The organism is Pedobacter africanus, from assembly GCF_040548825.1.
Classification (GTDB): Bacteria; Bacteroidota; Bacteroidia; order Sphingobacteriales; family Sphingobacteriaceae; genus Pedobacter; species Pedobacter africanus_A.
Genome location: NZ_JBEPSL010000003.1, coordinates 320,102 through 345,215, shown reverse-complemented (window position 1 = coordinate 345,215; position 25,114 = coordinate 320,102). Strand labels below are relative to the sequence as shown.

The window sequence follows — 25,114 nt, the reverse complement described above, 5'->3', positions numbered from 1 at the left end:
ATCGGGTCATGATCAGGTAGATTTTATTTCACTATCACTTTCCTCCCTTCTACTTTAAATGTAACCAGTTTAGTCTCTTCCAACATTTCCAAAACCTCTTTAATGTTTTTGTTCCTGCTGATGGTACCAATTATGCGGCTTTTGCTGATTTCTCCTTCATAAGCAACTTCCACATTGTACCAACGCGACAGCTTCCGCATAACGGATGGAATGCTTTCACTATTAAATTTGAAAAAGCCGTTTCTCCAGGCCAGGGCTTCTTCCGCATCTGCAGGACCTACCTTTACCTCCTGATTTGAAACCCAAGCCTGTTGTCCGGGGCTAAGTATTGCTGCTGCCCCCTTCCCTGCTAAACCGTTTAAAGAAACACGGACACTACCTTCAAACAACGTGGTTTTTATCTTGTCCTCTTCGGTATAGGCATTGATGTTAAAATGTGTGCCCAGCACTTCCACTTCCTGTTTACCGCTTGCTACAATAAATGGTAAGCGTCTTGTTTTTGGGGCCGGCTGCTGCTTTGCTTTAGCGACTTCAAAATAAGCCTCACCTGTAAGTTCCACTCTGCGCGTCTTAAGCCCATCAAAACGTGCCGGAAATTTAAGTGCTGATGCGGCATTAAGCCAGATTTTTGTACCATCAGGCAGTACAACCTGGTACTGTCCCCCTTTCGGTGTGCTCAGCGTCAGTTCGCTGGTTGCTTTCAATGCGGCGGCACCATCTCCAGCCAGGGAATCCCCATCATTGTAAGTCAGACCGGAAGCATCGATCACCAGTCCCGTTTTTGATCCGCTTAAATTTACCTGCTCGCCGTTGGCCAGGGTTAACACCGCAGTATTTGTACCTGCATTGATCATTTTTGCAGCCGAAAGCCGTTTTTCAGCATCAAAGTTTTCTGAACTCAGGTAAAAGTACAATGCCAATCCTGCTACAAAAAATAAACCGGCCGCCACGGCAATTTTTGGCCATAGTTTAACAAGTACCGGTTTTTCTCTGGCCGGCACAAGCAATTTTTGCGCTATATTCCCGTACAGCCTGTTTTTTATGGCCTCTGCATCTTCAGGTTCAGCGGTAAATACCAGCTCTTCCTCGGCCGCCTCTGCCAGGCCGGAGCTGTACCAATGGTCTAGAGCAGCCTTCTCCTCTGCCGAAGCAGTACCTTCTAAAAACTTTTTTGCCAGATACTTCAGTTCTTCTTTATTCCTCATAAAAGAATGCTTTTGCACACATTTAAACCTATAGAGTATGATTGCACAGTTTTACCCTTAGTTGGATGCTGCTTTTTTTTTAATACTTTCAAAAAAAATTAAAACAATCTATAAATCAACTTGTTAAACACCTTACCAATAGCAGCATCATGGAACAGTTTAGAATAAAAGTAGCCGATAACAATGGATACGGACATTTTTTTAACATCAAAATGCTCGACATGGAGCATTTCCAGATTTTTGACGACCGGCAGCAACGGATGGCAACAATCGAAATAGACCAGGAAGAACCGCGCCATTACCGGCAAAGCCTGGATTGTAAAATAGGCCTGCCCTTACTGGATGCCATTAAAAACGGCATAATACTTCACGAAGAACTTGCGTAAAACCACATTTAGACTGCTTTAAAACAGCAGATGCATCGCATTTCCCATATTTCCCCTGATGGTCTTCAAAGCTTTTGTAAGATGTGCTTCTGCTGTTTTTTGCGAAATACCCAGTTCTTTCGCTACTTCGCCCAACGGCCTGTCCTGCAATTTCACATATTGAAATACCAGCCGGCATTTTTCAGGCAGCTGGTTGGAAAGTTCCGCAATAATTTCCAGCAACAGTTTATTTTCAAGGTCAGCATCAAAAGAAACCTGATCTCCAAGCTGGTGTTGGTAGTCTACTGCATTATTTTTATAACGCTTATCCTTTGCAAGGTAACGGTATACCTCGTACCTGGTCATAGCCGCGAGGTAAACCGCCAGTGACTGAATATCCAGCACTGTTCTTTTTTTCCATAGCAATACAAACACATCCTGCACCACTTCTTCCGCGGCTTCCTGCTGCTTCAGCATCCTGTGTGCAATGTAATAGAGCTTGTCCCAGTACCTGTTGTAGATTTCCTTATATACGGCTTCCTCCTCCTTTTTTAACAAGGAGATCAATTCATTATCGCTCAGCTCCGTATAAACAGTCATACCATTTTTTCCGGTTCAAAAATAGGGAAATTCGTCCAGCTTTCCTGCCCCCCGTTTTGCTTCATAAAAAATACTTATTTTTGCTGCTGAATGAAATCTACCCATACCATAACCCTGGCCAGGAAAATGCTGCTGGCTTTTCTGGCATTTGTTATCCTGCTTGCGATAACTGCTATTATGGTACGCAATACCATTACCCAAAAATTAGCAGACATCTCTAAACTGGCCAGCAATGTAGAAAACCGGCTGAAGCCCGAACAGGCGCTTTTACTGCTGCACCAGGCCGAAGATGATTTCCAGGAGTCACTGCTGGATGTAAACGGCCCCAAAAGCATTGAATATAAAACCAAACTGACACAAGCCTTTAACAAAATAGATACCCTGTTAAAGACCCAGACAGATACCACACAGCTCAGTGCGGCACAAAGCAATCAGGTTAAAGCATGGTACCAGAAGAAGCTGGAGCTATCCGACAGGCTCTTTGCCCTCAAACATAATTTTGATTCACTGCTTACCGTGTATTCGGAGTTTAACAAACAGGCCGACCAAAGTAAACAGCCTGTAGTGACCACAAATGCAAAAAGCACCAACAAAACCACAAAAAGCAATACCGATACGGTACGAAAAGCGGTAACTATAGAAAAGAAAGGTTTATTTGGCCGCTTAAAGGATGCCATTTCAAATAAAAACAGTAATCCGAATGGTGTTATTGAAATCACACACAACAACAACACCAATATTTCCGATCAGGCAACCCAGAAAATCATTGCGCGCGACCGGTCGGACAATGCCAAAAAGCTTCGCGAACTGCAATTGCAGAATGTAAAATTGCTGAGCATGCAGCGCGAACTGATCGCACTCAATAGCCGCATCAGCAATGAACTGGAACGCATTGTAAATGACCTCAAGGAACTGAATTACAGTATGGCCGATCAGCTGAAAGGGATGGCCTTTAAGAATTACCAGGAAACCACAGCCCTGCTGAACAAGTTTTACCTGGCCTCGCTGTTCCTGGTACTGGTATTTGCAGCCCTGCTCATCCTGTTTATCATACAGCTCAACAAAGCCGAACTGCTGCTGCGCAAAGAAAACGACCGCGCAGTTAACATGGCCCGACAAAAAATGGAGCTGCTGACGCACATGACGCACGAGATCAGAAACCCACTTACCGCTATAAAAGGTTTTTTATATGTATTCAGTAAAACCACGCTCACCCAGCGGCAAACAGATATGCTGGAATCGATAAAAGGCTCTTCGGAAATGCTGCTGCGTACTTTAAATGATACGCTGGATGCCGCAAAAATGGAAAACAGTGAACTGAAGATCAATGCAGAACCTTTTCAGCCCTACCGTACCTTAAACCAGGTTGTAGAAAGCATGAGCTATAGCGCCACAAAAAAACAGCTGGACCTGAGCTATAACTTTAAAGGCGAGCAGGAGGCAAGCGTAATTGGAGATGATTTCAGGCTCAAGCAGGTGCTCGTTAATTTACTGAGCAACGCCATAAAATACACCAATGAGGGCAGCGTAACCATCAATGCCGAATTGCTCCAGGGCGAAACCAATACCCTTCAGGTAGATGTGAGGGATACCGGAAAAGGCATCAGTGCCGATCAGCAGGCCAACCTCTTTTCAAAATACTACCAGACCAGTTCTGCGAAAGGACAGGTGGGCACCGGTCTGGGCCTGTTCATCTGCAAACAGCTGGTGGAAATGCAGGGCGGAAAGATCAGTGTAAAAAGCAGCCCCGCAGCAGGTTCAACTTTTAGCTTTTTTATTCCCTACAAAAAATAAGGACTGCCATAGGGTTGTCAGTGTCCCTCTTTTTATTTGCTCAAAATAACCGGAACAATGAAAAAACTAGATCTGACAAAACTGAACAAAGCGTATTATACCGCTACCAGCCAACCGCAGCTACTGGATATACCAGCTGCACAATTCTTAGCGATAAGTGGCAAAGGGGATCCCTCGGGTAAGCCCTACCTGGATAGGATTCAGGCGCTCTATGCTACTGCTTATACCCTAAAGTTTATGAATAAGGCATTAGACAAGGACTTTGTAGTGGCCAAACTGGAAGGCCTCTGGAATTTTGATGAAGAAAAATATGCCGGTCTCTCCATTCATGAAACGCCTTTGAAGGTGCCCCGCAGCGAGTGGAATTACCGCATGCTTATCCGTATGCCCGACTATGTGACCCGGGAACAGCTGAAAGCTGCCGTACAGCAGGTCATCGGCAAAAAACAAATCCAGCTGGCTGCCGGGATAGAACTTTACCAGATGCAGGAAGGTAAAGTGGTGCAAATGCTGCACATTGGCCCTTTTGCCACTGAACCCGAGAGTCTGCAGATCATGATGGATTTCATGCTGGCCAGGGGCCTGAAGAAAAATGGCGACCATCACGAAATTTACCTGTCCGACTTTAACAAAACCGCTCCCGAAAAATTAAAAACCATATTACGGGAACCTGTTAAATAAGAAAAGCCTTCTTTCTGTGTAGAAAGAAGGCTTTTCTTAATTTCATTAAGCCTATTCCTCAAATACGGCCAAAGGCTTTTCTTTTTTAAAGATGGCGCCAAACAACAGGGCGAACACAAAAACGATAATGATACCGATCACATGTCCCTGTATGTTCTGCATCACCGTACCATGTGCTTTCTTTTCAAAATCGGCATTCATCTCTTCTACCTTCTTATCAATGGCATCCTGCTCCATCCCTTGTTTTTGCATCATCTCCGAGGTTGCATCAATAACGGTAGACTGTATGCTTGCCGCCATATCTGGTTCAATAAATTTGGTAAAGACCAGGTTTCCTGCAGTAGAGATTACATAGGCGATCAAAAACATGATAAATATACCAGAGGTGGCTTGTCGCAGGTTCCAGAAACCACCGATCTTTTTCCGGAGGTCGATACAGAAAAATATCGCTATGCCCAGCGGGATCAGTAAGCCGATCAGGATCGGAACCAGAAAAATAGCCATCATTGATGCTGCATTTACCAGCAGGTAGGCAGAGATCACGCCCAGTACCAGCGAAATAAGTCCTAATCCTATTCCATTTTTGGCTGCCTCGGGCTTTAAATTTTCTAAAGTTTGCGTTGTCATGGTCTCAATTGAATCTAAGCTACATTAAATGCAGCAATTAATGTATAAACTGCCACATCAAATTCTTTGTTGGCACTATAAGTTTCCAGGTCCTTCAGTACCTGATCGTTTGCCTTGGGCTGATGAAAGAAAACCATGAATGGCACAAAAAGTTCCTCCATCTCCTCACCCAACTCAATCATCCCGGCGTGGCTGCAGATATCCTCAACACTGCTGTCTACCAATTGCTGGTTACTGATCAGGTCTTCATAAATATGAAATTCGTCCTGAAACTCATCTTCTTCTACCAGCAGGAACTCTTTAAGAAAATCGTCCAGTTCTGGTTTGATCTTTTCATCATGGCACTCATTGATGTACAGCAGCAGGTTCAGCAATTCCGTTCCGCGGTCAATAGTTTCCTCTTCTATATCTGCCCATTCTTCAGAATCCAGGTAATCTTCTTCCAGTTTTTTGACATCATTTGCGAAGAAATTGATCATCAGCAAATCAAAGAACACTTCCCTTAATTCCTCAAAAGCCGGATGTTCATCAAAAGCCCCGTCAAATTCTTCCACTTTTTCCAGAAAGCCCAGGTCTTTGCTGAATACAGCGATCAAACTTTCCTCGAGTGCAAGCGGATCTTTACCAGACACAGCACCAAACCTATCTAACGACGCAATCAGCGCTGTTTTTACATGATTATCCATACGATTGTATTTGTTTATTATTGTATACCAGTCTTACTTTACCGGTTAATTTTTTGTTCAACAGCGGTGAATTACCCGATTTAGAGCAATTGTTGTCTGCATTGTACAGCCATTCTTCAGCAGGATGATACAACGTAAAATTCGCTTCAGCACCTTCTTCTATTACAGGTACAGACAGACCAAGCAGCCTGCGCGGATTTATGGAGAGCTTTTCGGCGATCTGCCCTGCATCCAGTCCGGCTTTCAGCAACAGGGGCAACACAGTTTGCAGCGCGATTATCCCATAGGCAGCAATCTCGAATTCCACATCTTTAAATTCTATTTCATGCGGACGGTGCTGAGAGCTTACCGCATCAATAGTCCCGTCCTTTAAGCCACTCAGCAAGGCTTTAGTATCCGCTTTACCACGCAATGGCGGCTTTACTTTGTAGTTGCTGTCAAAATCGCTCAGCAGTTCTTCGGTAAACACCAGCTGGTGTGCAGCCACATCACAGGTAATTTTTACCCCATCTTTTTTGGCTTTCTTGATCAATGCTACCGATCCGCCTGTAGAAATATTGCTGATGTGGACAGGGGCGTCATGGTATGTGGCCAGGAATATATCCCTGCTGATGTGCATTTCCTCGGCCAGGGCAGGCAAACCTTTCATCCCCAGCAGCACACTATTTTTACTTTCGTTGATCTGCGATTTACCAGCTATCGACTTGTTTTCAGGATAAACCATTAACAGCGCGTTAAAGCCTTTGGCATATTGCAGTGCACGGCTCATGAAGCCATCGTCTGAGATGGGTTTGGTACCATCAGAAAAAGCTACCGCTCCCGCCTGTTTCATGTCATAAAGTTCAGCCAGTTCTTTGCCCTCCAGTTCCTGACTGATGGCACCCACCGGGTGTACATCTACAAGATTGTTTTTGGCTTTGTTCACTATATAGGCTACCTCGGCCTTAGAATGCACCACCGGTTTGGTATGCGGCAATACTGCCAGGCCGGTAAAGCCTCCTGCCATTGCAGCGGCAGTACCTGTGGTGATATCCTCTTTGGTTTCAAATCCCGGGTCTCCTATGGCACAGTTCAGGTCAAAAAAACCAGGCGAAAGTACCATACCCGAACCGTCAATTTCCAAAGCAGCTTTCGCAACCAAACCCTTGCCTATTGCAACGATCTTTCCCTGTTCTACATGTAAGTCACATTTTTGCTGGTTAAACTTGCTGTTGGGATCGGCAATGGTTACGCCCTTGAGGAGAAGATTCATGTTGTTTGTATATTTTTTTTAGTATTAAAAAATCTGATCAGTAATATTTCAATGGCCAAGAAAACAACAGCCAAAATTAGGCAAAGTTTCCATAACTCGCTGCTGTTATTTTTTAAACCCATATTCATAGAGAGTGTATCTTTTTTAGCATTGTAAAATGCAATATCCTGTTTGACAAACAGGGCTTTCAATTCCTCTTCACTGGCATAATGCATATCCGACTCCAGGCGGTCGTCATTAAAGGCAACAACAGATAAAACGGAATCAGCTTTTCTTAATTCGTAAAAACCTGCTTTTTTTATCTGGTCGGCCACATACAATAAAGTCTTTCCCGGCGTTTGCCTGATCTCCGGGATGACTTCAAAATGATCAGAGATCAGCTTTAAGGATTGATTACCAGTTAAATTTATTTTTGCATTTTCCAGCACGGTACTTTTTCCAACTGTATAATAAAAAGGCTGCTCCCTGCTGCTGGCAAATGCGATTTTAAACATTAAGGGCACAAACACCGGATGCCTGGCCAGGTTGCCGTCTTTGGCATCCAGCGCGCTGGCAGCTAAATAAGCCTTGCCTTCGCCCAGGTCGTACCTGGCAAAAAGAAACTTGTTCAGGGGTAGTTTCAGGATTTGTTCTTTGCTGCCCGTATTACGTTCAGCATAACTAAAGTACCGGTTTACTACGGGCAGGTCCATTTGCTGGGGTACCTGCTCAAAGACATCTTTAAAGACTGAATTTTTAAGATCTATAGTACTGGCAATAGGAGGTCCTACATTCAGCTGCTGCACCGCCGGCAGACTTAGACCCGTTAAAAACGAAGTATAAGTTGCAGCATTTACCTCCAAATCTGGAAATATCACTACCGAGCCGCCGTTTTGCAGATATAATTTCAACTGCTGTGCCAATCCCGACGAGGGTTCTTTTAATCCGTTCAGCACAATAAGGCTGTACTGCGGAAAATCGGCATACCGGATGTTCGACTCGGACATTTCCGTCAGCTTAAAATAGGCATCCGTTGCAAAAACAGATTTAATGGCTTTTTCGGCCGGATTACCATTTATGCTCAGCACTTTCAAATCCTGCGCCACTTTAAACGTAAAGTTCAGTTCATCATCAAAAGTTAAAGGAAAATCTTTAATACTCAGGCGCCCTTTTTGCCAGCCCCCTTTGAGGCCGCTAAACGAAAGTGTATCTTTTAAAGATTTGCCAGCCGGGATTTTAACATTGCCTATTGCTTTTTGCTGCCCGTTAATGTTCAGCTTTATCGGCAGATCTGCGGCATCCTCATTCCCATAATTGTGCAGTTGCACCACCAGCTGCTCAGCCTGGTTAGGCAGGTGAACTGGAGAAAGGCTCCATATGCTGTCCACAGCTATATTGGGCAAGCTGTTCGAATTTAACCTGATAAAGGAATAGTCCACCGCAGGATTCGTCTGCATTGCCCTCGATCCCACAAAACTCTTCTGGAAATCGGACAGCAGGTAATTCAATTCATTTTTGTTCGCATCCAGGTCGGTTTCCATCCTGTTGATGATCTGCTGCAGGGATCTGCTTGCTGCACTGATTTTGATATCGTCGAGCAGACTGATGAATTCCTCACGGTTCACCGCCCGCTGGTGCCGGCCTTCAAAATCATTGGTCACCAGCTTAAACTGATCGGTCATACCATAGATATTGGCTATTTCTTTTGCTTTACGTTTGGCCTCATCCAGCAGGTTGCCTTCCTTGTTCAGGCTTTCCATACTGTAGGAATTGTCGATATAAATGCTAACCAGATTAGGGCTGCCCTGCTGTTTATTTTTAGCCGATGGGATAAAGGGCCTGGCAAAAGCCAGTACAAGAAAAACGATGGCCAGTATGCGGCTAAAAAGGATGAGCAGGTGTTTCAGTTTTTCCCTGGAAGAGTTTTGCTCCTGTACCTCTTTTAAGAATTGTACATTGCTGAAATATACTTTTTTGAATTTCCTGAAATTGAATAAGTGGATTACAATAGGAATGGCTATTGCTAACAGCGCAAAAAGAAAACCTGGATATAGGAAATTCATTAAAAAACAAAGTTAGCAATTTACATGAACTTCTTCATAGCTGCATACAAAGTTTCATCTAAACTGTAAACATCAGGACGGAACTCTATGATTCCATTTTGCGACCAGGCCGTAATGTAATTGATGATCAGGGGTACCGGCTTTTTGGTACCGAACCATTTAGGTTTCAATTGAAAAACATTTAAGGTATCGGCTTTTTTTGCCATTTTTTTTCGGAATACCTCCATTTTAGTCGTATCGATTGGCGGCAGGTTCACTTCCATCCGCAGCTGATCGTACTGGTATTTGTCTTTAACCAGGTTTTGTGCAAACTCCAGTGGCCTCTCTACCCGTACACAACCATGGCTGATGGCCCTGTTACTTCTGGCAAAACCGCTCTTATTATTGGTATCGTGCAGATAAATGCTCGAACCATTGTCGAATATAAATTTAAACTTGCCCAATGCATTCCCTTCACCAGATCCCTGTTTAAACTCAAAAGGCAGTTTTTCCCGCGGATATCTGCTCCATTGGATTGTATCAGGATCGCTCACCAGCTTGCCCTTATAATAAACACGGATGTTATTATTGGAAAGATAATAAGGGTCTCTTACGGCCTGCCAGTAAATTTCGCTCCTGGCAATGCTTACTGGTATGTTCCAGATTGGGTTTACCTGTATAGAATTCAGCTTACTGTACAATATTGGCGTTTCATGGTTTTTAGGTTTATCATCCAGGTTTCCCGATTTCAGGTACAGCTTTATTTTTTCGGCGTAGTCCTTCTCACGTGCACCACCCACACAAACCTTCATATGGCTCAGTGTATCCTGTCCGCTAAACCAGGTCAGGCTAAAATCTGGTATGTTCACTTCAACATGTTCATCCCCAAGATCGGGCAATTTCCACCTCATTCTTTCCATATTGACCAAGATAGCCTTCAGCTGTTCCGGACTCCGCTTATAGGCGCGACTCAGCATTGCCCCCTGTAAAGCTTTGTACTGGACTGAGCTGGGCTGGATCTCTGCAAGCAGCTTTTCCAGATCGCTGGTAGCCAGCACTGCCGTCATACTTGTGCTGTCAGGTCTTTTTACCGGAACATAATACCTGGACAATAGCTTTCTTGGATTTAAAGCACCATAGTTTATGAAGTTATTGTACTTGATCAGGCTCTCGGCAGCATTTAGTTCCAGGTCGGCCACCACGGGATAAACCTCGGCTATGTCTTTAAATTTATTGGCCGATAATTCATCCAGCAGACTTTTGAGCTTCTTATACCTGAATATTTCCGGATTGAAACCATGCTGTTCACTTCGGCTGATGTAATTTTTGAGGGTATCCAAAGCACCATCGGCAAAAAATCTGGTCACCAGGCTGGGTTCGCTATTGTGGCGCTCGTAATAGGCCTTCAATGTATTGGGATTTGAAAAATTGCCTTTCAGTGAATCAAAGTGTCTCTTAAAAATGACATTATAATCGGCTGTATCAAATTTCTTGTAAAGTTTATTGTCAAAATGCGCTGCCAGCTTAAGCCCTACTTCAGGAGTTTCTTTAAACCAGGTACAAGCATTGAACAGCAAACAGATGGGGATGAGTAATAGGAATAGTTTTTTCAAGGGTGATGTTCTGTATTAAATAACGCTATTTAGAATTATTAAGCCACTAATCAAATTAAGTGCCATAAAAAACCACCGTTCTCCTCCTTTGGTTATTTTTTTATTTGGATTTGTAATTTCAATAGCTATATTTGCCACATCTTCAAGATGCTAGCCATTATTGATAAAAGAACTTTATAGGATTTATGAACTTTGTTTTGAACCATCACTTACATTTCCATCATCGCCACCTGGCGATGTATATGTAATGTTTTGTACTTCAAAACTTGTTTCCGACCTTATTTTCTTGTTCAATCAATAATCATCAATAGCAAAAGCAAAATTGAAAACTCTTAAAATAGCTATCCAGAAATCGGGTAGATTAAACGAAAAATCAGTAGAAATTCTTAAAAATTGTGGTTTATCTTTTGAAAACTACAAAAGCTCATTAATATCAACAGTTACCAATTTTCCTTTGGAAATCCTTTTCCTGAGAGACGATGACATTCCTGAATATGTACAGGACGGGATTGCCGACCTGGGGATTGTGGGTGAAAATGTAATTGTTGAGGCTGGTGCCGAAGTAACTTACCTGCAAAAACTAGGCTTTGGAAGGTGCACACTCAAAATTGCCATCCCCAATGAAAGCCAGATCACCGAAATTGCGCAACTGAGCGGCAAAGCCATAGCCACCTCCTATCCCGTGATCCTGGAAAAATACCTGAAAGAAAACCATGTAAATGCTGAGGTCCGCACCATTTCCGGATCGGTAGAGATTGGGCCCGGACTTGGACTAAGCGATGCCATCTGCGATATTGTTTCTACGGGAGGTACACTGAAAAGCAATGGACTGAAACCTTTTTCTGAAGTGATGAAATCGGAAGCAGTCCTGATTGGAAAAGAAGGTTCGGAACTGCTGCCGGAAGTTCAGGAATTGCTGCAAAGGATCCGTTCGGTACTGCGTGCAAAAGAGACCAAATATGTGGTGCTGAATGTGGCGAAGTCCAACCTGAAAAAGGTGGTCGACCTCCTGCCCGGAGTAAAAAGTCCGACCGTAGTTCCGCTGTTTGATGAAGACTGGGTTGCCGTGCATTCGGTAATTGCCGAGCACGATTTCTGGGAAAAGATCAATCGGCTGAAAGCTGCCGGTGCCCAGGGGATTGTAGTGATGCCGATCGAAAAAATCATTGCTTAAGCGGCTATTTTACTGCTTAAATCCATCATTTGGACATTAACCAATAGTTAATACAAAAACATAAAATATTGAAAATCTACAGTTATACAGATTTAACTAAACAAGAAGTTGAATCAATATGTTTACGACAACTGGAAGACGATGTGACCATAAAAGAGCGGGTAAAAACCATCGTCGAAAGGGTAAAAGCCGAGGGCGACCAGGCCCTGATCGACTATGCCCTGAACTTCGACAAGGTGAACCTTGACCAGCTTTTTATAGACCAGCAGGAGATCAGGAACATTGCCTCGGCCATCCCGGCCGGAGCGAAAGCAGCGATCGATACTGCTTACCGGAACATCAAAGCTTTCCATGCCGCCCAGCTATACAGGGAAGGAAAAACAGAGACCATGCCGGGTGTGACCTGCTGGCGCGAAACACGGGCGATAGAGCGGGTAGGCTTATACATACCGGGGGGCACTGCTGTACTGCCAAGTACCTTTCTGATGCTAGGCATTCCAGCGGTTCTTGCGGGCTGTAAAGAGATTGTGGTATGCTCGCCGCCTCAAAAAGATGGCAAGACCAATTGTTACCTGGCCTATGTGGCTACATTGCTGGGTATCGAAAGGATTTACCTGGCGGGTGGGGCTCAGGCCGTAGCTGCCATGGCATGGGGTACAGCCAGCATTCCTAAGGTTGACAAGATATTTGGCCCGGGCAACAGGTATGTAACCCAGGCCAAGCAACTGGTACAGGGAACAAGCATGACTGCAATAGACATGCCGGCAGGCCCATCGGAGGTTTTAGTGCTCGCAGATGAGACTGCCAATTCGTCATACATTGCATCAGACCTGCTTGCACAGGCAGAACATGGAATTGATTCTCAGACCATTTTAGTAGCCACCTCAAGTAAAATTATAGATGAGACATTAGCTGAGATCGGGGTGCAACTGAAAGCCCTGCCGAGGCAGGATATTGCTGCCGAAGCCATCAAAAACTCTTATGCAGTGCTGGTCGACAACCTGGAACAGGGCATGGAATTCAGCAATATGTATGCTCCGGAACACCTGATCATCGCGTCCGACAAGTTTGAACAATTGATTCCTTTGATCAGCAATGCGGGCTCCGTATTTTTGGGTAACCTGACGCCTGAAAGTGCAGGCGATTATGCTTCGGGAACCAACCACACCTTACCTACCAGTGGCTTTGCAAAGGCTTACTCAGGCGTTTCTATGGATTCCTTTGTAAAGAAGATCACCTTCCAGCACATCACGCCAAGGGGCTTGAGGAAAATTGGAAGCACCGTGGAAGTATTGGCTGAAGCCGAAGGTTTAGAGGCACACAAAAATGCAATAACTATTAGATTGAAAGAAAATGGACATCAATAAATTACAAAGAGAAAATATAAAAAACCTTCGCCCCTACTCTACTGCAAGGGACGAATACAAAGGACAGGCAAGTATCTTTTTAGATGCCAACGAGAACAGTTACGGTTCTCCGCTGGCTAAAGACACTGCTCCTGAGGTCAACTACAACCGTTACCCTGATCCGCTGCAGCTGGACCTGAAAGATGCGATCAGCAAGATCAAAGGGGTTCCCATCGAGAACACCTTTCTGGGAAATGGCAGCGATGAGGCCATAGATCTTCTGTTCAGGGCTTTTTGCGAACCGGGCCGCGACAATGTGGTCATCCTTCCGCCAACTTATGGTATGTATGAAGTTTCGGCCGGCATCAACAATGTAGAAATACGCAAAGTAAACCTGCTGCCCAGCTTTCAGTTAGACCTGGAAGGCATTGCTGAAGCGATTGACGAAAACACCAAACTGCTCTTTATCTGCTCGCCAAACAACCCTACCGGAAATTCCATTATCCGCACAGATATTGAAACCGTACTGGCCAATTTTAACGGCCTGGTGGTGATAGACGAGGCCTATATCAACTATGCCAAACAGCATACTTTCATCAGGGAACTTACAGAATACCCTAACCTGGTGATCCTGCAGACTTTCTCCAAAGCATGGGGCTTAGCCGCATTGCGTTTGGGAATGGCCTTTGCCGCAAGGCCGGTAATTGATGTGCTGAACAAAGTGAAGCCGCCCTACAACATTAACCAGGCTACACAGGATATTGCCTTAGCTGCCTTGAAGAACATTGAGCAGGTAAATGAATGGATCAGAATAACCGTTGCCGAAAGGGAAAACCTGAGCAGGGAACTTGCAGCATTGCCAATGGTTAAAAAGGTACATCCTTCGGATGCGAATTTTATACTAATTGAGGTGGAAGAGGCGTTGAAAACATACGATTCATTAGTAAAAGAAGGAATAATCATCAGAGACCGTTCTAAGGTGACGCTATGCGAAGGATGTCTGCGCATTACGATCGGAACCCCGGAAGAAAACAAAACTTTGTTAGAAACGCTTAAAATGCTTTAAAAAACAGATAAAACCATCATGATTTTTCAAACCTCACCGTGGGATGAATAAATCTGATAGCTTCATCACAGTTGAAAAACAAATTATATACGGATGAAAAAAATACTTTTTATAGATCGCGACGGAACGCTGATTACCGAACCGGAGGATGAGCAGATTGATTCCTTTGCCAAGCTCCAGTTTTATCCGAAGGCCCTGTTTTACCTTTCGAAGATCGCCAAGGAATTGGACTATGACCTGGTGATGGTCACCAACCAGGACGGTCTGGGTACTGCTTCGCATCCGGAAGATAACTTCTGGCCGGTACACAATTTCATTATGGATACTTTTGCAGGCGAAGGCGTAACATTTACCGAAGTGATCATCGACAAAACCTTTGCGCATGAAAACGCACCGACACGGAAACCCAATACCGGATTGCTGCAGCACTTTTTAACAGAAGGGTACGACCTGGCGAATTCATTTGTTATAGGTGACCGCATCAACGATGTGATACTGGCCAAAAACCTGGGCGCTAAAGCCATATGGCTGCGCAACAACGATCTGCTGGGTGCAAATGAAGTGCTTGAAAAAGCGGATACGCTTGGAGCGGTTATTGCCCTGCAAACCCAGGACTGGATAGATATCTATACCTTCCTGAGGGCGGGTAGCCGGACTGTACACCATGAGCGCAATACCAATGAGACCAAAATCAGTATCGATATAGACCTGGATGGAACCGGTAAGGCCGACATCCATACCGGCCTGAACTTTTTTGACCATATGCTGGACCAGATTGCCCGTCACGGGAGTATCGACCTCCGCATCAAAACGGATGGCGACCTGCACATTGATGAGCATCATACCATTGAAGATACTGGTATTGCCTTGGGTGAGGCTTTTGCCAAAGCCATAGGGAATAAACTTGGCCTGGAACGCTATGGTTTCTGTTTGCCTATGGACGATTGCCTGGCACAGGCTGCAATTGATTTTGGCGGCAGGGCCTGGATTGTGTGGGATGCTGAATTTAAACGCGAAAAGGTGGGTGATATGCCTACAGAAATGTTCTACCATTTCTTTAAGTCCTTTAGCGATGCGGCCAAGTGCAACCTGAACATTAAAGCGGAGGGCGACAATGAGCACCATAAGATTGAAGCCATTTTTAAAGCCTTTGCAAAAGCCATAAAAGTAGCCATTAAACGCGACCCTGATAAGTTAGTCTTACCCAGTACAAAAGGAATATTGTAATGATTGGAATTGTAAATTACGGGGCGGGCAACATCTTTTCGCTGACATCGGCCTTAGACAGGTTGAAACTGCCTTATGGGATGGTAAACACTGAGGCCGATCTGGACAAATATACCCACATCATCATTCCGGGTGTTGGCCACGCCGGTGCAGCCATGCAAAAACTGGAACAGACCGGTCTGGTAGGCCCCCTTAAGGCTTTAACAAAACCAGTACTGGGCATATGTGTAGGCATGCAGCTGCTGACCCAGCATTCAGAAGAGGGCGATGCCGGGCTGATGGGCATTGTGCCGGTAAAAACACGTTTATTCAATAAAGATCAGGGGATTAAAATTCCGCACATGGGCTGGAATAATATCAGCCATCAAAACAATTTGTTGTTTGAAGGTGTTGAAAATGATGCACAATTTTACTTTGTGCATTCGTACTTTATTGAATATAACGCTACTTTTGACATCGCGACTGCAAACTATGGGATGCCTTTTTCTGCAGCCGTACAAAAAGACAATTTCTACGGCGTTCAATTTCACCCGGAAAAATCGGGTGCCGCCGGAGAGCGTTTATTAAAGAATTTTTCAAACTTAAAACAATAAAATGTACATTATTCCTGCAATTGATATTTTAGATGGAAAGGTTGTCCGCCTTACAGAAGGCGACTACAACCAGAAGACAGTTTATGATGTTTCCATCGCTGATATGATAGAGACCTATCGGTCTAATGGTACAGAATTTATACATATCATAGATTTAAATGGTGCCAAAGGCGACTTCAGCAACCAGGCAGCACTATTTGAAGTGATCAAAAAAACAGATATGCGTGTGCAATATGGCGGCGGTATCCGCACCATCAAACAGGTGACCGACCTGCTGGATGCCGGCATCCACCGGGTAATTGTGGGTACACAGGCCATTACCAATCCCGATTTCTTACAGGAACTGAGCAAAGAAGTAGGTAAGAAATATGATTATGCCAACCGCATTGTAATTGCCATCGACGTGCTGGACGAAGTAATCAAATACTCTGGCTGGATGGAAAGCTCGCCGATTAAGCTGATGGACTATGTTGACAAATGCCTGCAGCTGGGCTTCTTCAGGTTCTTGTGCACCGACATCAACAAAGACGGTAAACTGGGCGGTGCGGCCATAGACCTCTACAAAAAACTCCTGGAACATTCGCCTTTCATTAAACTGATCGCCTCGGGTGGGGTAAGTTCTATGAAAGACATTGAGGAGCTGGATAAATACGATATACGTTCTGTTGTAGTTGGAAAGGCCATCTACGAAAACAGGATCACTATTGAACAGATCAAAGAGTGGAATTTAAAGCAAATGACCTCGCTGTAAACAGATGCTGAGCAAACGTATCATTCCATGCCTGGATGTTAAAGACGGGCGGACCGTTAAAGGCGTAAACTTTGTAGACCTTAAAGATGCAGGTGATCCGGTGGAACTGGCCTGGCAATATGCACAGCAGGGTGCTGATGAGTTGGTTTTTCTGGACATTACCGCTACACATGAACGCAGGGGCACTACCCTGGAAATGGTTAAGGCCGTAGCCAGGCAGCTGAACATCCCCTTTACCATTGGCGGCGGCATCACGACCATAGCCGATGCCGAGGCCCTGTTGAATGCCGGTGCAGATAAGATCAGTATCAATTCGGCAGCGGTAAGAAACCCTGTATTGATTGAAGACTTAGCCAAGGCTTTCGGGGTACAATTTGTGGTGGTTGCCGTGGATACGAAACTGGTTGAAGGGCGCAATATGGTGCACCTGAACGGTGGTCGCTTAATTACGGAACTGGAGACAGAAGATTGGATCATCAGGGCTGAAAACCTGGGCGCAGGCGAGATCTTGCTGACCTCTATGGACCACGATGGTACCAAAAACGGTTTCGACTGTTCCTTGCTGGATAAGGTTTCCAAATCGATCAACATACCTGTTATTGCTTCGGGCGGTGCAGGAAAGATAGCCCATTTTACAGAAGTATTTTTAGAAACGGGTGTGGATGCTGCCCTGGCGGCATCGGTTTTCCATTTTGGGGAAATCCCGATCCCACTTTTAAAACAAGAATTAAAAAAACACAACATACCGGTAAGGTTATGAATATAGATTTTGAAAAAACACAGGGTTTGGTACCTGTAATTATACAGGATGTGCAAACCCTTGAGGTTTTAATGCTGGGTTATATGAACCAGGAGGCCTGGGACAAGACACAGGCCGAAGGCAAGGTTACTTTCTTTTCACGCAGCAAAAACCGGCTGTGGACCAAAGGGGAAGAAAGCGGTAATTTTCTTTTTGTAAAAGAAAGCCATATCGATTGCGATAATGATACGATACTGATCAAGGCCAGTCCGGTTGGCCCTACCTGCCATACCGGCTCCCGCAGCTGCTTTAAAACAGCCTACAACCAGAACTTTATTTTTGAACTGGAACAGATCATTGCCGACAGGTATGAAAACCCTGTAGCAGAATCGTACATCAACAAACTGCGTGGCAAAGGCCTCAATAAGATTGCGCAGAAAGTAGGCGAAGAAGGGGTGGAAACAGTAATTGCTGCGTTGAACGAAACCGATGAAGATTTCGTAAATGAGAGTTCCGACCTGGTATTCCATTTACTGGTATTGTTAAAGGAAAAAGGAAAAACCCTTGCTGACATTGGCTTGAACCTGGAAGGCCGGCATAAAAAATAAACCATGATTACACATCTGCACACCCTTGGCGGTCACCAAAACCCCATTTATGCATTGGCAAATGCGGCTAAAGAAAATACATTCTATAGTGCGGGCAATGACAAGGGTGTGGTAGAATGGTCGCTGCAAACCATGTCCTTTGTGAAAGTCCTGGTGCCGGTGCAAAGCTCGGTATATGCCCTTCACCGGTATAATGACCTTCTTTTTATCGCACAAAGAAGCGGCCTGATCCTGGTGTTTGACCTGAAGCTTGAAAAAAACCTGGCCACCTTAAGCCATCATCAAAAGGCAGTATTTGACATCAGGACGATTGCCGGTAAAAATGAGCTGCTGAGTACCGGCGAAGACGGGACCCTTGCCGTATGGTCTTTAGCTGATTTTTCGCTGCTGTACCATTTTCCGGTAATCCAGAACACGGTAAGGGTGATTGCGGTGAACAACACCGAAACTGAAATTGCACTGGGCTGTAAAGACGGACTGATCCGGGTTTACAGTTCGGAAGATTACAGTCTGATTAAGGAATTGCGGGGGCATACCTTACCCATCACTTCCCTGCAATATTCGCCGGATGGGCAATACCTGATCTCTGGCGGGCGCGATGCGCAGCTAAAAATATGGGCCTTACCCGATTATGAGCTGATCAATCAGGTAGCTGCGCATATGTTCAGTGTTTATGCGATTGCTTTCCATCCTGCTGCCCCCTATTTTGCTACCTGCAGTCAGGACAAAAGCATCAAACTATGGGACAGCAAAAATTTTAAGCTCTATAAAATATTAAGCCTCGAAAAAAATACACAGGGCCATTTTCACTCCATCAACAAACTGATCTGGAGCAGCAATGGCAGATACCTGATCTCTACAGGAGACGACCGCCAGGTAATGATATGGACGCTTAATTTATAGCTATATTCTTCATACCCTCCCTGCCATAAAACACCGGGAAATACATCATTTCGGCTTTTGCCGGGTTCAGGATGTAATTGCCCGAGTACCTTGGCATCAGTTGAATATTGAACATGTATTTTCCTTTTTTAAGTTTACTGCAAAAAATAGAGGTCTTATGTTTAAAATACTCCCGGTGTGTTTCCAGCCCCCAGAAAGTCTGAATTTTGTTTTCATAAGAGCAACCTGCCGGAATTGGCACTTCTACCATTACATAGTCGGCATCGGCCCGTACCTCAACCTCTACCTTTAAATTGGTCAAAGTACCAGCTTTTAGCTTTTTAACGGTCTCACCTTTTTGATCAAACCAGGTTTTTACCGTAAAATCTTTACTCACTTTCTGCGGACTGGGATTATGGAACTGCTGGTAGGCAGTAAAATAAACCGGAGCCTTACCTTTCTTAGTCAGCGTTAATGCTGCAGGTTCGATCACCTTGTTATATGGAAAAACAGTAATGTTCTCGTTGTTCAGTACAATTGCCGCGGGTTCGGCCTTTCTGCCATCGCCCATCAGTTCGGGTAGTATGGTTTGCAAAATAAGGGACGACTCATAGGTATTGCGCCATTGTCCGTCTTTTCGCTGTTCTAAAAAATAACGCTGAATGCCCTCCATCTCCCTGGTATGCCCGCCATTAGCTTTAAGCACCTGGTAAGCCATTAAAGTATTCTGAATGCTGTTATCCCAGAAGTAACGGTTTTCTTCTCCCCAGTAACAATTGCCAAACATGGTTTCCTTTTTAAGGCCCATAAGCCAGTTCATATCTACAGGCATACCCGCTTGTTGCTTCAGCTGCATCAGCTGAAGTTTTTCGTACAAGGGTTGTTTAGGCAACAATGGCACATCGGAGTTTGCCTTCCTTTCGCGGGCATTTTTTGCTTCCAGATCGCCCCTTTTCTTCTCAATGGCATTGATCCAGTCGTTGGCATAATATTTTTCATTGAGCAGGCGCAGCAATTTTACACCGTAAATCTGATCAAAATGAGCATCGCCTGTCATTCTGCTGAGCAGGTAGCTATATAGCTTATTTTTATCCAGCAGAACCTCATATCCTTGCTTCTGGGCTTCCAGTAAAGTTTCTACCACATGTAAGCTAATCCATAATTCTTCGCCGCTGTTTTGCCACCAGCCCCAGGTACCCTCCGTCCGCTTATTGTCCTGCAGTTTTTTGAGCAATGCTTTGATGTTTTTTTCTTCTTTGAAATCCTGCCCCAGGTATTTCCGCACAGATTTTTCGAGCAGCAGCGCCTTTAATTTAGAGGCCAGCTGTTCGTTACACAGGTATTCATAGTTCCGCAGCTTATCGATCTCATCCAGTAGTGTTGGAAATACTGAAGCCTCGGCCCGGAGTGTAACCTTGCCTAAAGCCGGATCGAATTTATACACGATGGTCGTATCACCGCCAAGTGCATTAAAAACACCCTTGGTTTCGGTTACCCCGGCTTTAAATACAGGGATTTTGCGGAGTTCCCCATCAAAATAACCATTGTCCTGTTTCATGGTATATTCAAAACTGAGGCTGTCTGCAGCCATTCCTTTATACCCCCTGGCTACAATCGGTACGGTATCAATTTTTGCATTTTTAAAGGTCAGCTTTCCGTTTAATCGTTCCAGCCCATTGTAGCTGAACCTGCGGTTTACCGTTTCATCGGCATTGCTATAATTCATCAGCTTACCGATTACCCTGATGCTGTCACCTTCCAGGGCAAACTGGGGCGATACAAAATTGGCACTGAGCATTTTAAAAGATTTGATCGTAGTTTCGGCAACGCCCCCTTGTTTGCGACCGTTCATGGCCACAAGCCTGGTTGTCCAGCTGGTTACATCATCAGGAAATTTAACGGTAAATGCAGCTTTTCCATCTGCATCGGTATATAAACTGGGTTGCCAGATGGCATAGTCAGAGAAATTGCGGCGCAGGCCCGGCTGCTGCTGTTCCGGCGTTCCGGCTGCATTAAGAACAGTATTTCCCCCTTTGGTTTTAACGATGATCACCCCTGCGGCAGCGCGGGCGCCATAAATTGCCATTGCTTCTGCATCTTTCAGAATATTTAAGGAAACAATGCTCGACTGATCCAGGGCGCTGATATCTCCGGTAAATGGCAGGCCGTCGACAATGATCAATGGCTTTTGCCCGGCTGAGTTTGTTGACAGCCCCCTGATTACCATTCTGGCATCCATTTCCTGCTTTTGGGCGGCCCCTGCATAACCAAGCGCCTGACTGCTGATGGCACTGATTGCTCCGGTTAAATGTTGTTTCTTCTGCGTTCCATAGCCCACTACAACGATTTCCTCCAGCAATGCCGTTGCAGCATCAAGTTTAATTTCACCGGCGTCGCCATTGACCACATTAATTTCTCTGGTATCGTAACCTATAAATGTAACGATCAGTTTGCCGCGCTTTGGGACCTTAATCTCAAAATATCCGTTAGGCCCTGTACTTACCCCATAGCTTGCACCTTTTATTTTTACTACCGCAGCCACTACAGGTTCTTTGGTTTTTGCATCAATTACACGACCACTCATCCTGCCGGTAAGTATGGCAGGGTTAAAGTACCTGTTGTTGATGTTCTGAAGGATATTTTGCTGGGCATCGGCAGGCCTGGCACTATTGCTGCCAATATTTACAGATTTGATCTGCAGGTCTATTCCTGTACTCATTGCATCCGCGGCCTGAATTTTCATTCCCTTCCACTCAAAATAGTTTATGCCCCCAGCTTTAATGTCTACATCTTCGGCAACGAAATACCGGTTGTCTTTAAACAGGTAAATGATCCGGTAGATGCTTTGCTCAAGTACATGAAAATAGCTGGCATTACCCGGGTATACCTGCAGAAAATCAGGTTCATCATATTTATAGATCACAATATTCTTCAGGTAAGGCATTTGATTCGAAATGCCCGTGTCCAGCTTCATTACCAGTTTACCATAGCTTCCTCCCCTGGGGTATGAATTGTTAATCAATGGTGTTGTCCTGCTCCTTAAGTCCAGATAATTGTTCCAGATGCTATCCAGTTCTCCACTTTTCAAAGGGTACTGCCTGTAGTCATCGCTGCCATTAAATGCAGTTAAAGTTGTGTTAAAACCATAAGGAGTGTTATATGATTTTTGTTTGAGCAATCCCGGCAGGAAAGTATAAGTATATCCTGGTTCTCTCACGAAGGTCTGTTTTAGCGAACCGGATTCGATGGTAAGGTAGTTTTCTTTAACAGGGCCTACCAAAAAGCCGGAACTGAGGGCGGGCTGATGCTGGCTGACACTCAGAAAATATGCGGTACTGTCGCCCATGCGCTCATTTACAGGTTTGAGTATAGCCTTATCGCCATTAAAATTATTCTCAATCCTGATCAGGTATTTTGTAAGAAAAGCAGATTCTTCGGCACTGAGCAGTGGGGTTAATGCAGTAACACGGGCCTTTGTGTTCTGTACATCGGCATTTACACTTAATATTGTTTTTTTGCCTTTTTCAAATTCATAATCGTCCAGGCTTACCAGGTACTCCGAAGTACGCATCTGAATGCTATGTTTACCCGGACTAAGCCGGAATGCATATCGCTGAAGCTGATTGGCCTGACTAAAGTACACGGGCACATCATCTATATAAACAATATGAGCGGGTACTAATGCCCCGTTTTTTACCACAAAGGGGGCAACAACCGCTATGGTGGTATCCGCCCCCTCTTCCTGTATCGCATACAAATCTTTTGTCTGTGTAAAGCGATAGTATTCAATGGTGTCCAGATTTAACGCTTTCCCCCATCTTTCCCAGGTCAGACCTATCTCTCCCCTTAGACCTATGTCCTCGGCCTCGAAGCCAGGGTTTATTTTACGTGCAAAGAAAGGTTTGCCAAAATAAGGGATCCCTGGTGAATACCCGTTTTTAAATTTGCTGGTGTAGGCATATGCGGTAACATCTGTTGAGGCCACCGGCAGGTCGTTTGCATCGGTTACCTTAACCTGCATGTTTACCGTTTGTCCGGGATAAACCAGATCAGGGCTCAGCAGCTTTACATTCAAAACACCGGACCTGTAAAAGGCACTGGTTTCTGTATCCCCTTCCTTTTCGCCCCAGCTGTAATTGATTTTGACATGCGCTGCCTTTGCTGAAGCATGCCTCATTATGGTATCCAGGCGGGTACCATAACCTCTTAAAAATACTTTTTCGCCCGAAAAGATGGTGTACCAGAAAGGTATTTTATGCTGATTATCGACCAATACCCTTAAAGAATCTTTATCCTGCACCGCATCTACTTTTATTTCCGGCTTAAGATCTTCCATGAAGATATAATCGTCGTAACCATCGCTGGTTTTTACACGGTAATCGCTGGCGGCATAATTCATTTTAATGGCAGCAGGAAGTTCAACCTGCAGAATGTCTTCTTCATCGCTATTGGGGAAACTGATCGACACGGTGGCTTTTTGCCTGACGGAATTGCCCCTGACCTGGTAGTCGAGATACAGGCTGTCCTTTTTAAATTCGACCTTAAGATCCTGCTCTTTAACGCGGTATTTCAGCGATTTGCTGGCTGTACGTCGTTCGTTATTGCTGTTTAAAAATACAAATGACAACTCAAAATCGATGTCGGCCTTTGGAAAAATACTATCCGGAAGCAGGAGTTTGGTTTCCCCTACCGGGTCGAGCGTGAGGCTGGTTTTCCAAAGGGTATCTTTAACAAAAACCCGGGGCTTGTAAAACTTTGAAGCGGCATTTGTCCGAACCAGTACCTCTACCCGACCATCGGGCACGGCAAGCTCATTTTCGTCGGTTGCCTTCATAAAAACATGAACCGGCTGACCGGGGTTGTACTCATTTTTATCTGTTCTGACTGCAAAACTGACCGACTTCAGTTCGTAGTCCTCATACCTGAAACTGCCCTGATAAACCTGCTCCCATTCTTTTCCCCGCTGTTCCTTTAAAGCAATAGTATAGTTCCTGTCCAGTTTTAACTGTAAGCTATCTGTCAAGACAAAACTGAATTCATAACCACCATCCCGGTAAGGATTTAAAGTAGTAAGCAGGGTTCCCGGAGCATTATAATCTTTATAAAGCTCAACTCTTAAAGGTTTGTTCCGGATGCTCTCCCCTTTGGCTGTAACCAGATAGACCTTAAATTTCACCGTATCCAGAGGTTTGTACATAGGTTTGTTAAATACCATATAACCTGAATACCCGGCTTTGGTATCCCGTTTGCGGCTCCCAACGCCACGCTTTTTTCCAAATATTTTCTTAAACAAAGAAGGTCCGTTTTTAGCATAACGTTCATAGCTTTCCTGTTCCTCATAAGTAAAAAAATTGCTGATGCCTTCATACCGGGCTGTAATTACCCCTTGTTTTGATCCGGATCCTGCCACATACAGCTTAGCCGCTGCACTATACCGGATGCGCCTGCCTTTACCCACCGTTACCGCTGCATTGCTGATGTGCCTGCCTTTCAAATCGGTTAGGGCGAACTGAAAGTCGTTCCTATTGTTGATGAACTGCAGGTTTACATTATTTTGAGGCTTAAGCTGATAAACAAACTGGTTTTTTACGGCCTTTACATATAGATAGTTGCCATAAGGAAGGTTTTTGCTGTAAACTTTATTGGGAACATGGTAAAAAGAATCGATCCGGGTATGCAAAAAAGCATCGTTTATAACCGTTTTACCTTCGGAAGCGATGGAATAAGCTTCCTTATCACTTAGCTTATAGATATAGGTAAAGTCGCCCGAAATGCGGCTGTTCGTTAATTTTTTTTGTGCAAAAGCTGCCTGCGCAGCAATAAGCAGCAAGAAGAGGGAGCGTAAAAGAAGCTTCATAAATATTTGATTTATAAATAGGATGCA

20 protein-coding genes are annotated in these 25,114 nt (G+C 44.6%); 12 read left to right on the top strand and 8 right to left on the bottom strand.

Features of this window, described 5'->3' with window-relative positions:
- Positions 1-23: 23 nt before the first annotated feature.
- The gene (locus tag ABIE26_RS17150; protein WP_310144087.1) at positions 24-1,205 is read right to left on the bottom strand and encodes a FecR family protein; all 1,182 of its coding nucleotides are present in this window, start codon (positions 1,203-1,205) and stop codon (positions 24-26) included.
- 149 nt (positions 1,206-1,354) lie between these two features.
- Here ABIE26_RS17150 and ABIE26_RS17145 point away from each other — a divergent pair, with 149 nt between their 5' ends.
- Positions 1,355-1,591 (top strand): hypothetical protein, encoded by a 237-nt coding sequence (locus ABIE26_RS17145; RefSeq protein WP_310144085.1) that lies wholly within the window; start codon positions 1,355-1,357, stop codon positions 1,589-1,591.
- 18 nt (positions 1,592-1,609) lie between these two features.
- Here ABIE26_RS17145 and ABIE26_RS17140 read toward each other — a convergent pair whose 3' ends face one another.
- Positions 1,610-2,170, bottom strand: a complete 561-nt coding sequence (locus ABIE26_RS17140; RefSeq protein WP_310144082.1) for an RNA polymerase sigma factor — start codon at positions 2,168-2,170, stop codon at positions 1,610-1,612.
- 90 nt (positions 2,171-2,260) lie between these two features.
- Between ABIE26_RS17140 and ABIE26_RS17135 the strand changes: the two genes are divergently transcribed.
- Both ABIE26_RS17135 and ABIE26_RS17130 read left to right on the top strand, forming a co-directional pair.
- Entirely contained in the window at positions 2,261-3,964 is a 1,704-nt protein-coding gene (locus ABIE26_RS17135; protein ID WP_310144079.1) for a sensor histidine kinase, read from the top strand.
- A gap of 57 nt (positions 3,965-4,021) precedes the next feature.
- On the top strand, positions 4,022-4,645 hold the full coding sequence (locus ABIE26_RS17130; protein ID WP_310144077.1) for a GyrI-like domain-containing protein: 624 nt from the start codon (positions 4,022-4,024) through the stop codon (positions 4,643-4,645).
- A 51-nt stretch (positions 4,646-4,696) separates the two neighbouring features.
- Here ABIE26_RS17130 and ABIE26_RS17125 read toward each other — a convergent pair whose 3' ends face one another.
- Genes ABIE26_RS17125 through ABIE26_RS17105 form a run of 5 tightly spaced genes read right to left on the bottom strand, consistent with a single transcriptional unit; the run spans position 4,697 to position 10,844 of the window.
- Positions 4,697-5,272 (bottom strand): DUF4199 domain-containing protein, encoded by a 576-nt coding sequence (locus tag ABIE26_RS17125; protein ID WP_310144074.1) that lies wholly within the window; start codon positions 5,270-5,272, stop codon positions 4,697-4,699.
- Between the two features lie 14 nt (positions 5,273-5,286).
- The gene (locus ABIE26_RS17120; protein WP_310144071.1) at positions 5,287-5,958 is read right to left on the bottom strand and encodes a hypothetical protein; all 672 of its coding nucleotides are present in this window, start codon (positions 5,956-5,958) and stop codon (positions 5,287-5,289) included.
- The gene (locus ABIE26_RS17115) at positions 5,951-7,210 is read right to left on the bottom strand and encodes a dihydroorotase (protein WP_310144068.1); all 1,260 of its coding nucleotides are present in this window, start codon (positions 7,208-7,210) and stop codon (positions 5,951-5,953) included. Before ABIE26_RS17115 ends, ABIE26_RS17120 begins: the two co-directional genes overlap by 8 nt.
- Positions 7,207-9,252, bottom strand: a complete 2,046-nt coding sequence (locus ABIE26_RS17110; RefSeq protein ID WP_310144066.1) for a BatA domain-containing protein — start codon at positions 9,250-9,252, stop codon at positions 7,207-7,209. Before ABIE26_RS17110 ends, ABIE26_RS17115 begins: the two co-directional genes overlap by 4 nt.
- A 20-nt stretch (positions 9,253-9,272) precedes the next feature.
- Entirely contained in the window at positions 9,273-10,844 is a 1,572-nt protein-coding gene (locus ABIE26_RS17105; RefSeq protein WP_310144064.1) for a L,D-transpeptidase family protein, read from the bottom strand.
- Between the two features lie 322 nt (positions 10,845-11,166).
- Between ABIE26_RS17105 and hisG the strand changes: the two genes are divergently transcribed.
- From hisG to ABIE26_RS17060, 9 genes are all read left to right on the top strand, one after another.
- A complete protein-coding gene (hisG, locus tag ABIE26_RS17100) occupies positions 11,167-12,018 on the top strand; it encodes an ATP phosphoribosyltransferase (RefSeq protein WP_310144062.1) in 852 nt (283 codons plus the stop codon).
- A gap of 68 nt (positions 12,019-12,086) precedes the next feature.
- Positions 12,087-13,385: a histidinol dehydrogenase gene (hisD, locus tag ABIE26_RS17095; protein ID WP_310144060.1), complete on the top strand. Its 1,299-nt coding sequence runs from the start codon at positions 12,087-12,089 to the stop codon at positions 13,383-13,385.
- Positions 13,372-14,430 (top strand): histidinol-phosphate transaminase, encoded by a 1,059-nt coding sequence (hisC, locus tag ABIE26_RS17090; protein WP_310144058.1) that lies wholly within the window; start codon positions 13,372-13,374, stop codon positions 14,428-14,430. The genes hisD and hisC overlap by 14 nt, the downstream gene beginning before the upstream one ends.
- Positions 14,431-14,523: 93 nt before the next feature.
- Positions 14,524-15,657 carry a bifunctional histidinol-phosphatase/imidazoleglycerol-phosphate dehydratase HisB gene (hisB, locus tag ABIE26_RS17085; RefSeq protein WP_310144056.1) on the top strand — a complete coding sequence of 378 codons (1,134 nt, stop codon included), beginning with the start codon at positions 14,524-14,526 and terminating at the stop codon, positions 15,655-15,657.
- The gene (gene hisH, locus ABIE26_RS17080) at positions 15,657-16,250 is read left to right on the top strand and encodes an imidazole glycerol phosphate synthase subunit HisH (RefSeq protein WP_310144054.1); all 594 of its coding nucleotides are present in this window, start codon (positions 15,657-15,659) and stop codon (positions 16,248-16,250) included. Before hisB ends, hisH begins: the two co-directional genes overlap by 1 nt.
- A gap of 1 nt (position 16,251) precedes the next feature.
- On the top strand, positions 16,252-17,001 hold the full coding sequence (hisA, locus tag ABIE26_RS17075) for a 1-(5-phosphoribosyl)-5-[(5-phosphoribosylamino)methylideneamino]imidazole-4-carboxamide isomerase (RefSeq protein WP_310144052.1): 750 nt from the start codon (positions 16,252-16,254) through the stop codon (positions 16,999-17,001).
- A gap of 4 nt (positions 17,002-17,005) precedes the next feature.
- Complete coding sequence (gene hisF, locus ABIE26_RS17070) at positions 17,006-17,761, top strand: imidazole glycerol phosphate synthase subunit HisF (RefSeq protein ID WP_310144049.1); 756 nt, start codon at positions 17,006-17,008, stop codon at positions 17,759-17,761.
- A complete protein-coding gene (hisIE, locus tag ABIE26_RS17065) occupies positions 17,758-18,348 on the top strand; it encodes a bifunctional phosphoribosyl-AMP cyclohydrolase/phosphoribosyl-ATP diphosphatase HisIE (protein WP_310144048.1) in 591 nt (196 codons plus the stop codon). The genes hisF and hisIE overlap by 4 nt, the downstream gene beginning before the upstream one ends.
- Positions 18,349-18,351: 3 nt before the next feature.
- The gene (locus tag ABIE26_RS17060; RefSeq protein WP_310144045.1) at positions 18,352-19,251 is read left to right on the top strand and encodes a WD40 repeat domain-containing protein; all 900 of its coding nucleotides are present in this window, start codon (positions 18,352-18,354) and stop codon (positions 19,249-19,251) included.
- Here ABIE26_RS17060 and ABIE26_RS17055 read toward each other — a convergent pair.
- Positions 19,241-25,087 carry a carboxypeptidase-like regulatory domain-containing protein gene (locus ABIE26_RS17055; protein ID WP_310144043.1) on the bottom strand — a complete coding sequence of 1,949 codons (5,847 nt, stop codon included), beginning with the start codon at positions 25,085-25,087 and terminating at the stop codon, positions 19,241-19,243. The two genes, ABIE26_RS17060 and ABIE26_RS17055, sit on opposite strands and share 11 nt — an antisense overlap.
- Positions 25,088-25,114: the final 27 nt, after the last annotated feature.

Excerpts from the sequence above, each read along its gene's own strand:
- hisIE (WP_310144048.1), top strand. The coding sequence starts at position 17,758 with ATGAATATAGATTTTGAAAAAACACAGGGTTTGGTACCTGTAATTATA.
- ABIE26_RS17055 (WP_310144043.1), bottom strand. The coding sequence starts at position 25,087 with ATGAAGCTTCTTTTACGCTCCCTCTTCTTGCTGCTTATTGCTGCGCAG.
- ABIE26_RS17120 (WP_310144071.1), bottom strand. The coding sequence starts at position 5,958 with ATGGATAATCATGTAAAAACAGCGCTGATTGCGTCGTTAGATAGGTTT.
- ABIE26_RS17145 (WP_310144085.1), top strand. The coding sequence starts at position 1,355 with ATGGAACAGTTTAGAATAAAAGTAGCCGATAACAATGGATACGGACAT.
- ABIE26_RS17130 (WP_310144077.1), top strand. The coding sequence starts at position 4,022 with ATGAAAAAACTAGATCTGACAAAACTGAACAAAGCGTATTATACCGCT.
- ABIE26_RS17150 (WP_310144087.1), bottom strand. The coding sequence starts at position 1,205 with ATGAGGAATAAAGAAGAACTGAAGTATCTGGCAAAAAAGTTTTTAGAA.
- hisA (WP_310144052.1), top strand. The coding sequence starts at position 16,252 with ATGTACATTATTCCTGCAATTGATATTTTAGATGGAAAGGTTGTCCGC.
- hisF (WP_310144049.1), top strand. The coding sequence starts at position 17,006 with ATGCTGAGCAAACGTATCATTCCATGCCTGGATGTTAAAGACGGGCGG.
- ABIE26_RS17115 (WP_310144068.1), bottom strand. The coding sequence starts at position 7,210 with ATGAATCTTCTCCTCAAGGGCGTAACCATTGCCGATCCCAACAGCAAG.
- ABIE26_RS17125 (WP_310144074.1), bottom strand. The coding sequence starts at position 5,272 with ATGACAACGCAAACTTTAGAAAATTTAAAGCCCGAGGCAGCCAAAAAT.
- ABIE26_RS17110 (WP_310144066.1), bottom strand. The coding sequence starts at position 9,252 with ATGAATTTCCTATATCCAGGTTTTCTTTTTGCGCTGTTAGCAATAGCC.
- hisC (WP_310144058.1), top strand. The coding sequence starts at position 13,372 with ATGGACATCAATAAATTACAAAGAGAAAATATAAAAAACCTTCGCCCC.
- ABIE26_RS17135 (WP_310144079.1), top strand. The coding sequence starts at position 2,261 with ATGAAATCTACCCATACCATAACCCTGGCCAGGAAAATGCTGCTGGCT.
- ABIE26_RS17060 (WP_310144045.1), top strand. The coding sequence starts at position 18,352 with ATGATTACACATCTGCACACCCTTGGCGGTCACCAAAACCCCATTTAT.
- hisH (WP_310144054.1), top strand. The coding sequence starts at position 15,657 with ATGATTGGAATTGTAAATTACGGGGCGGGCAACATCTTTTCGCTGACA.
- hisB (WP_310144056.1), top strand. The coding sequence starts at position 14,524 with ATGAAAAAAATACTTTTTATAGATCGCGACGGAACGCTGATTACCGAA.
- ABIE26_RS17140 (WP_310144082.1), bottom strand. The coding sequence starts at position 2,170 with ATGACTGTTTATACGGAGCTGAGCGATAATGAATTGATCTCCTTGTTA.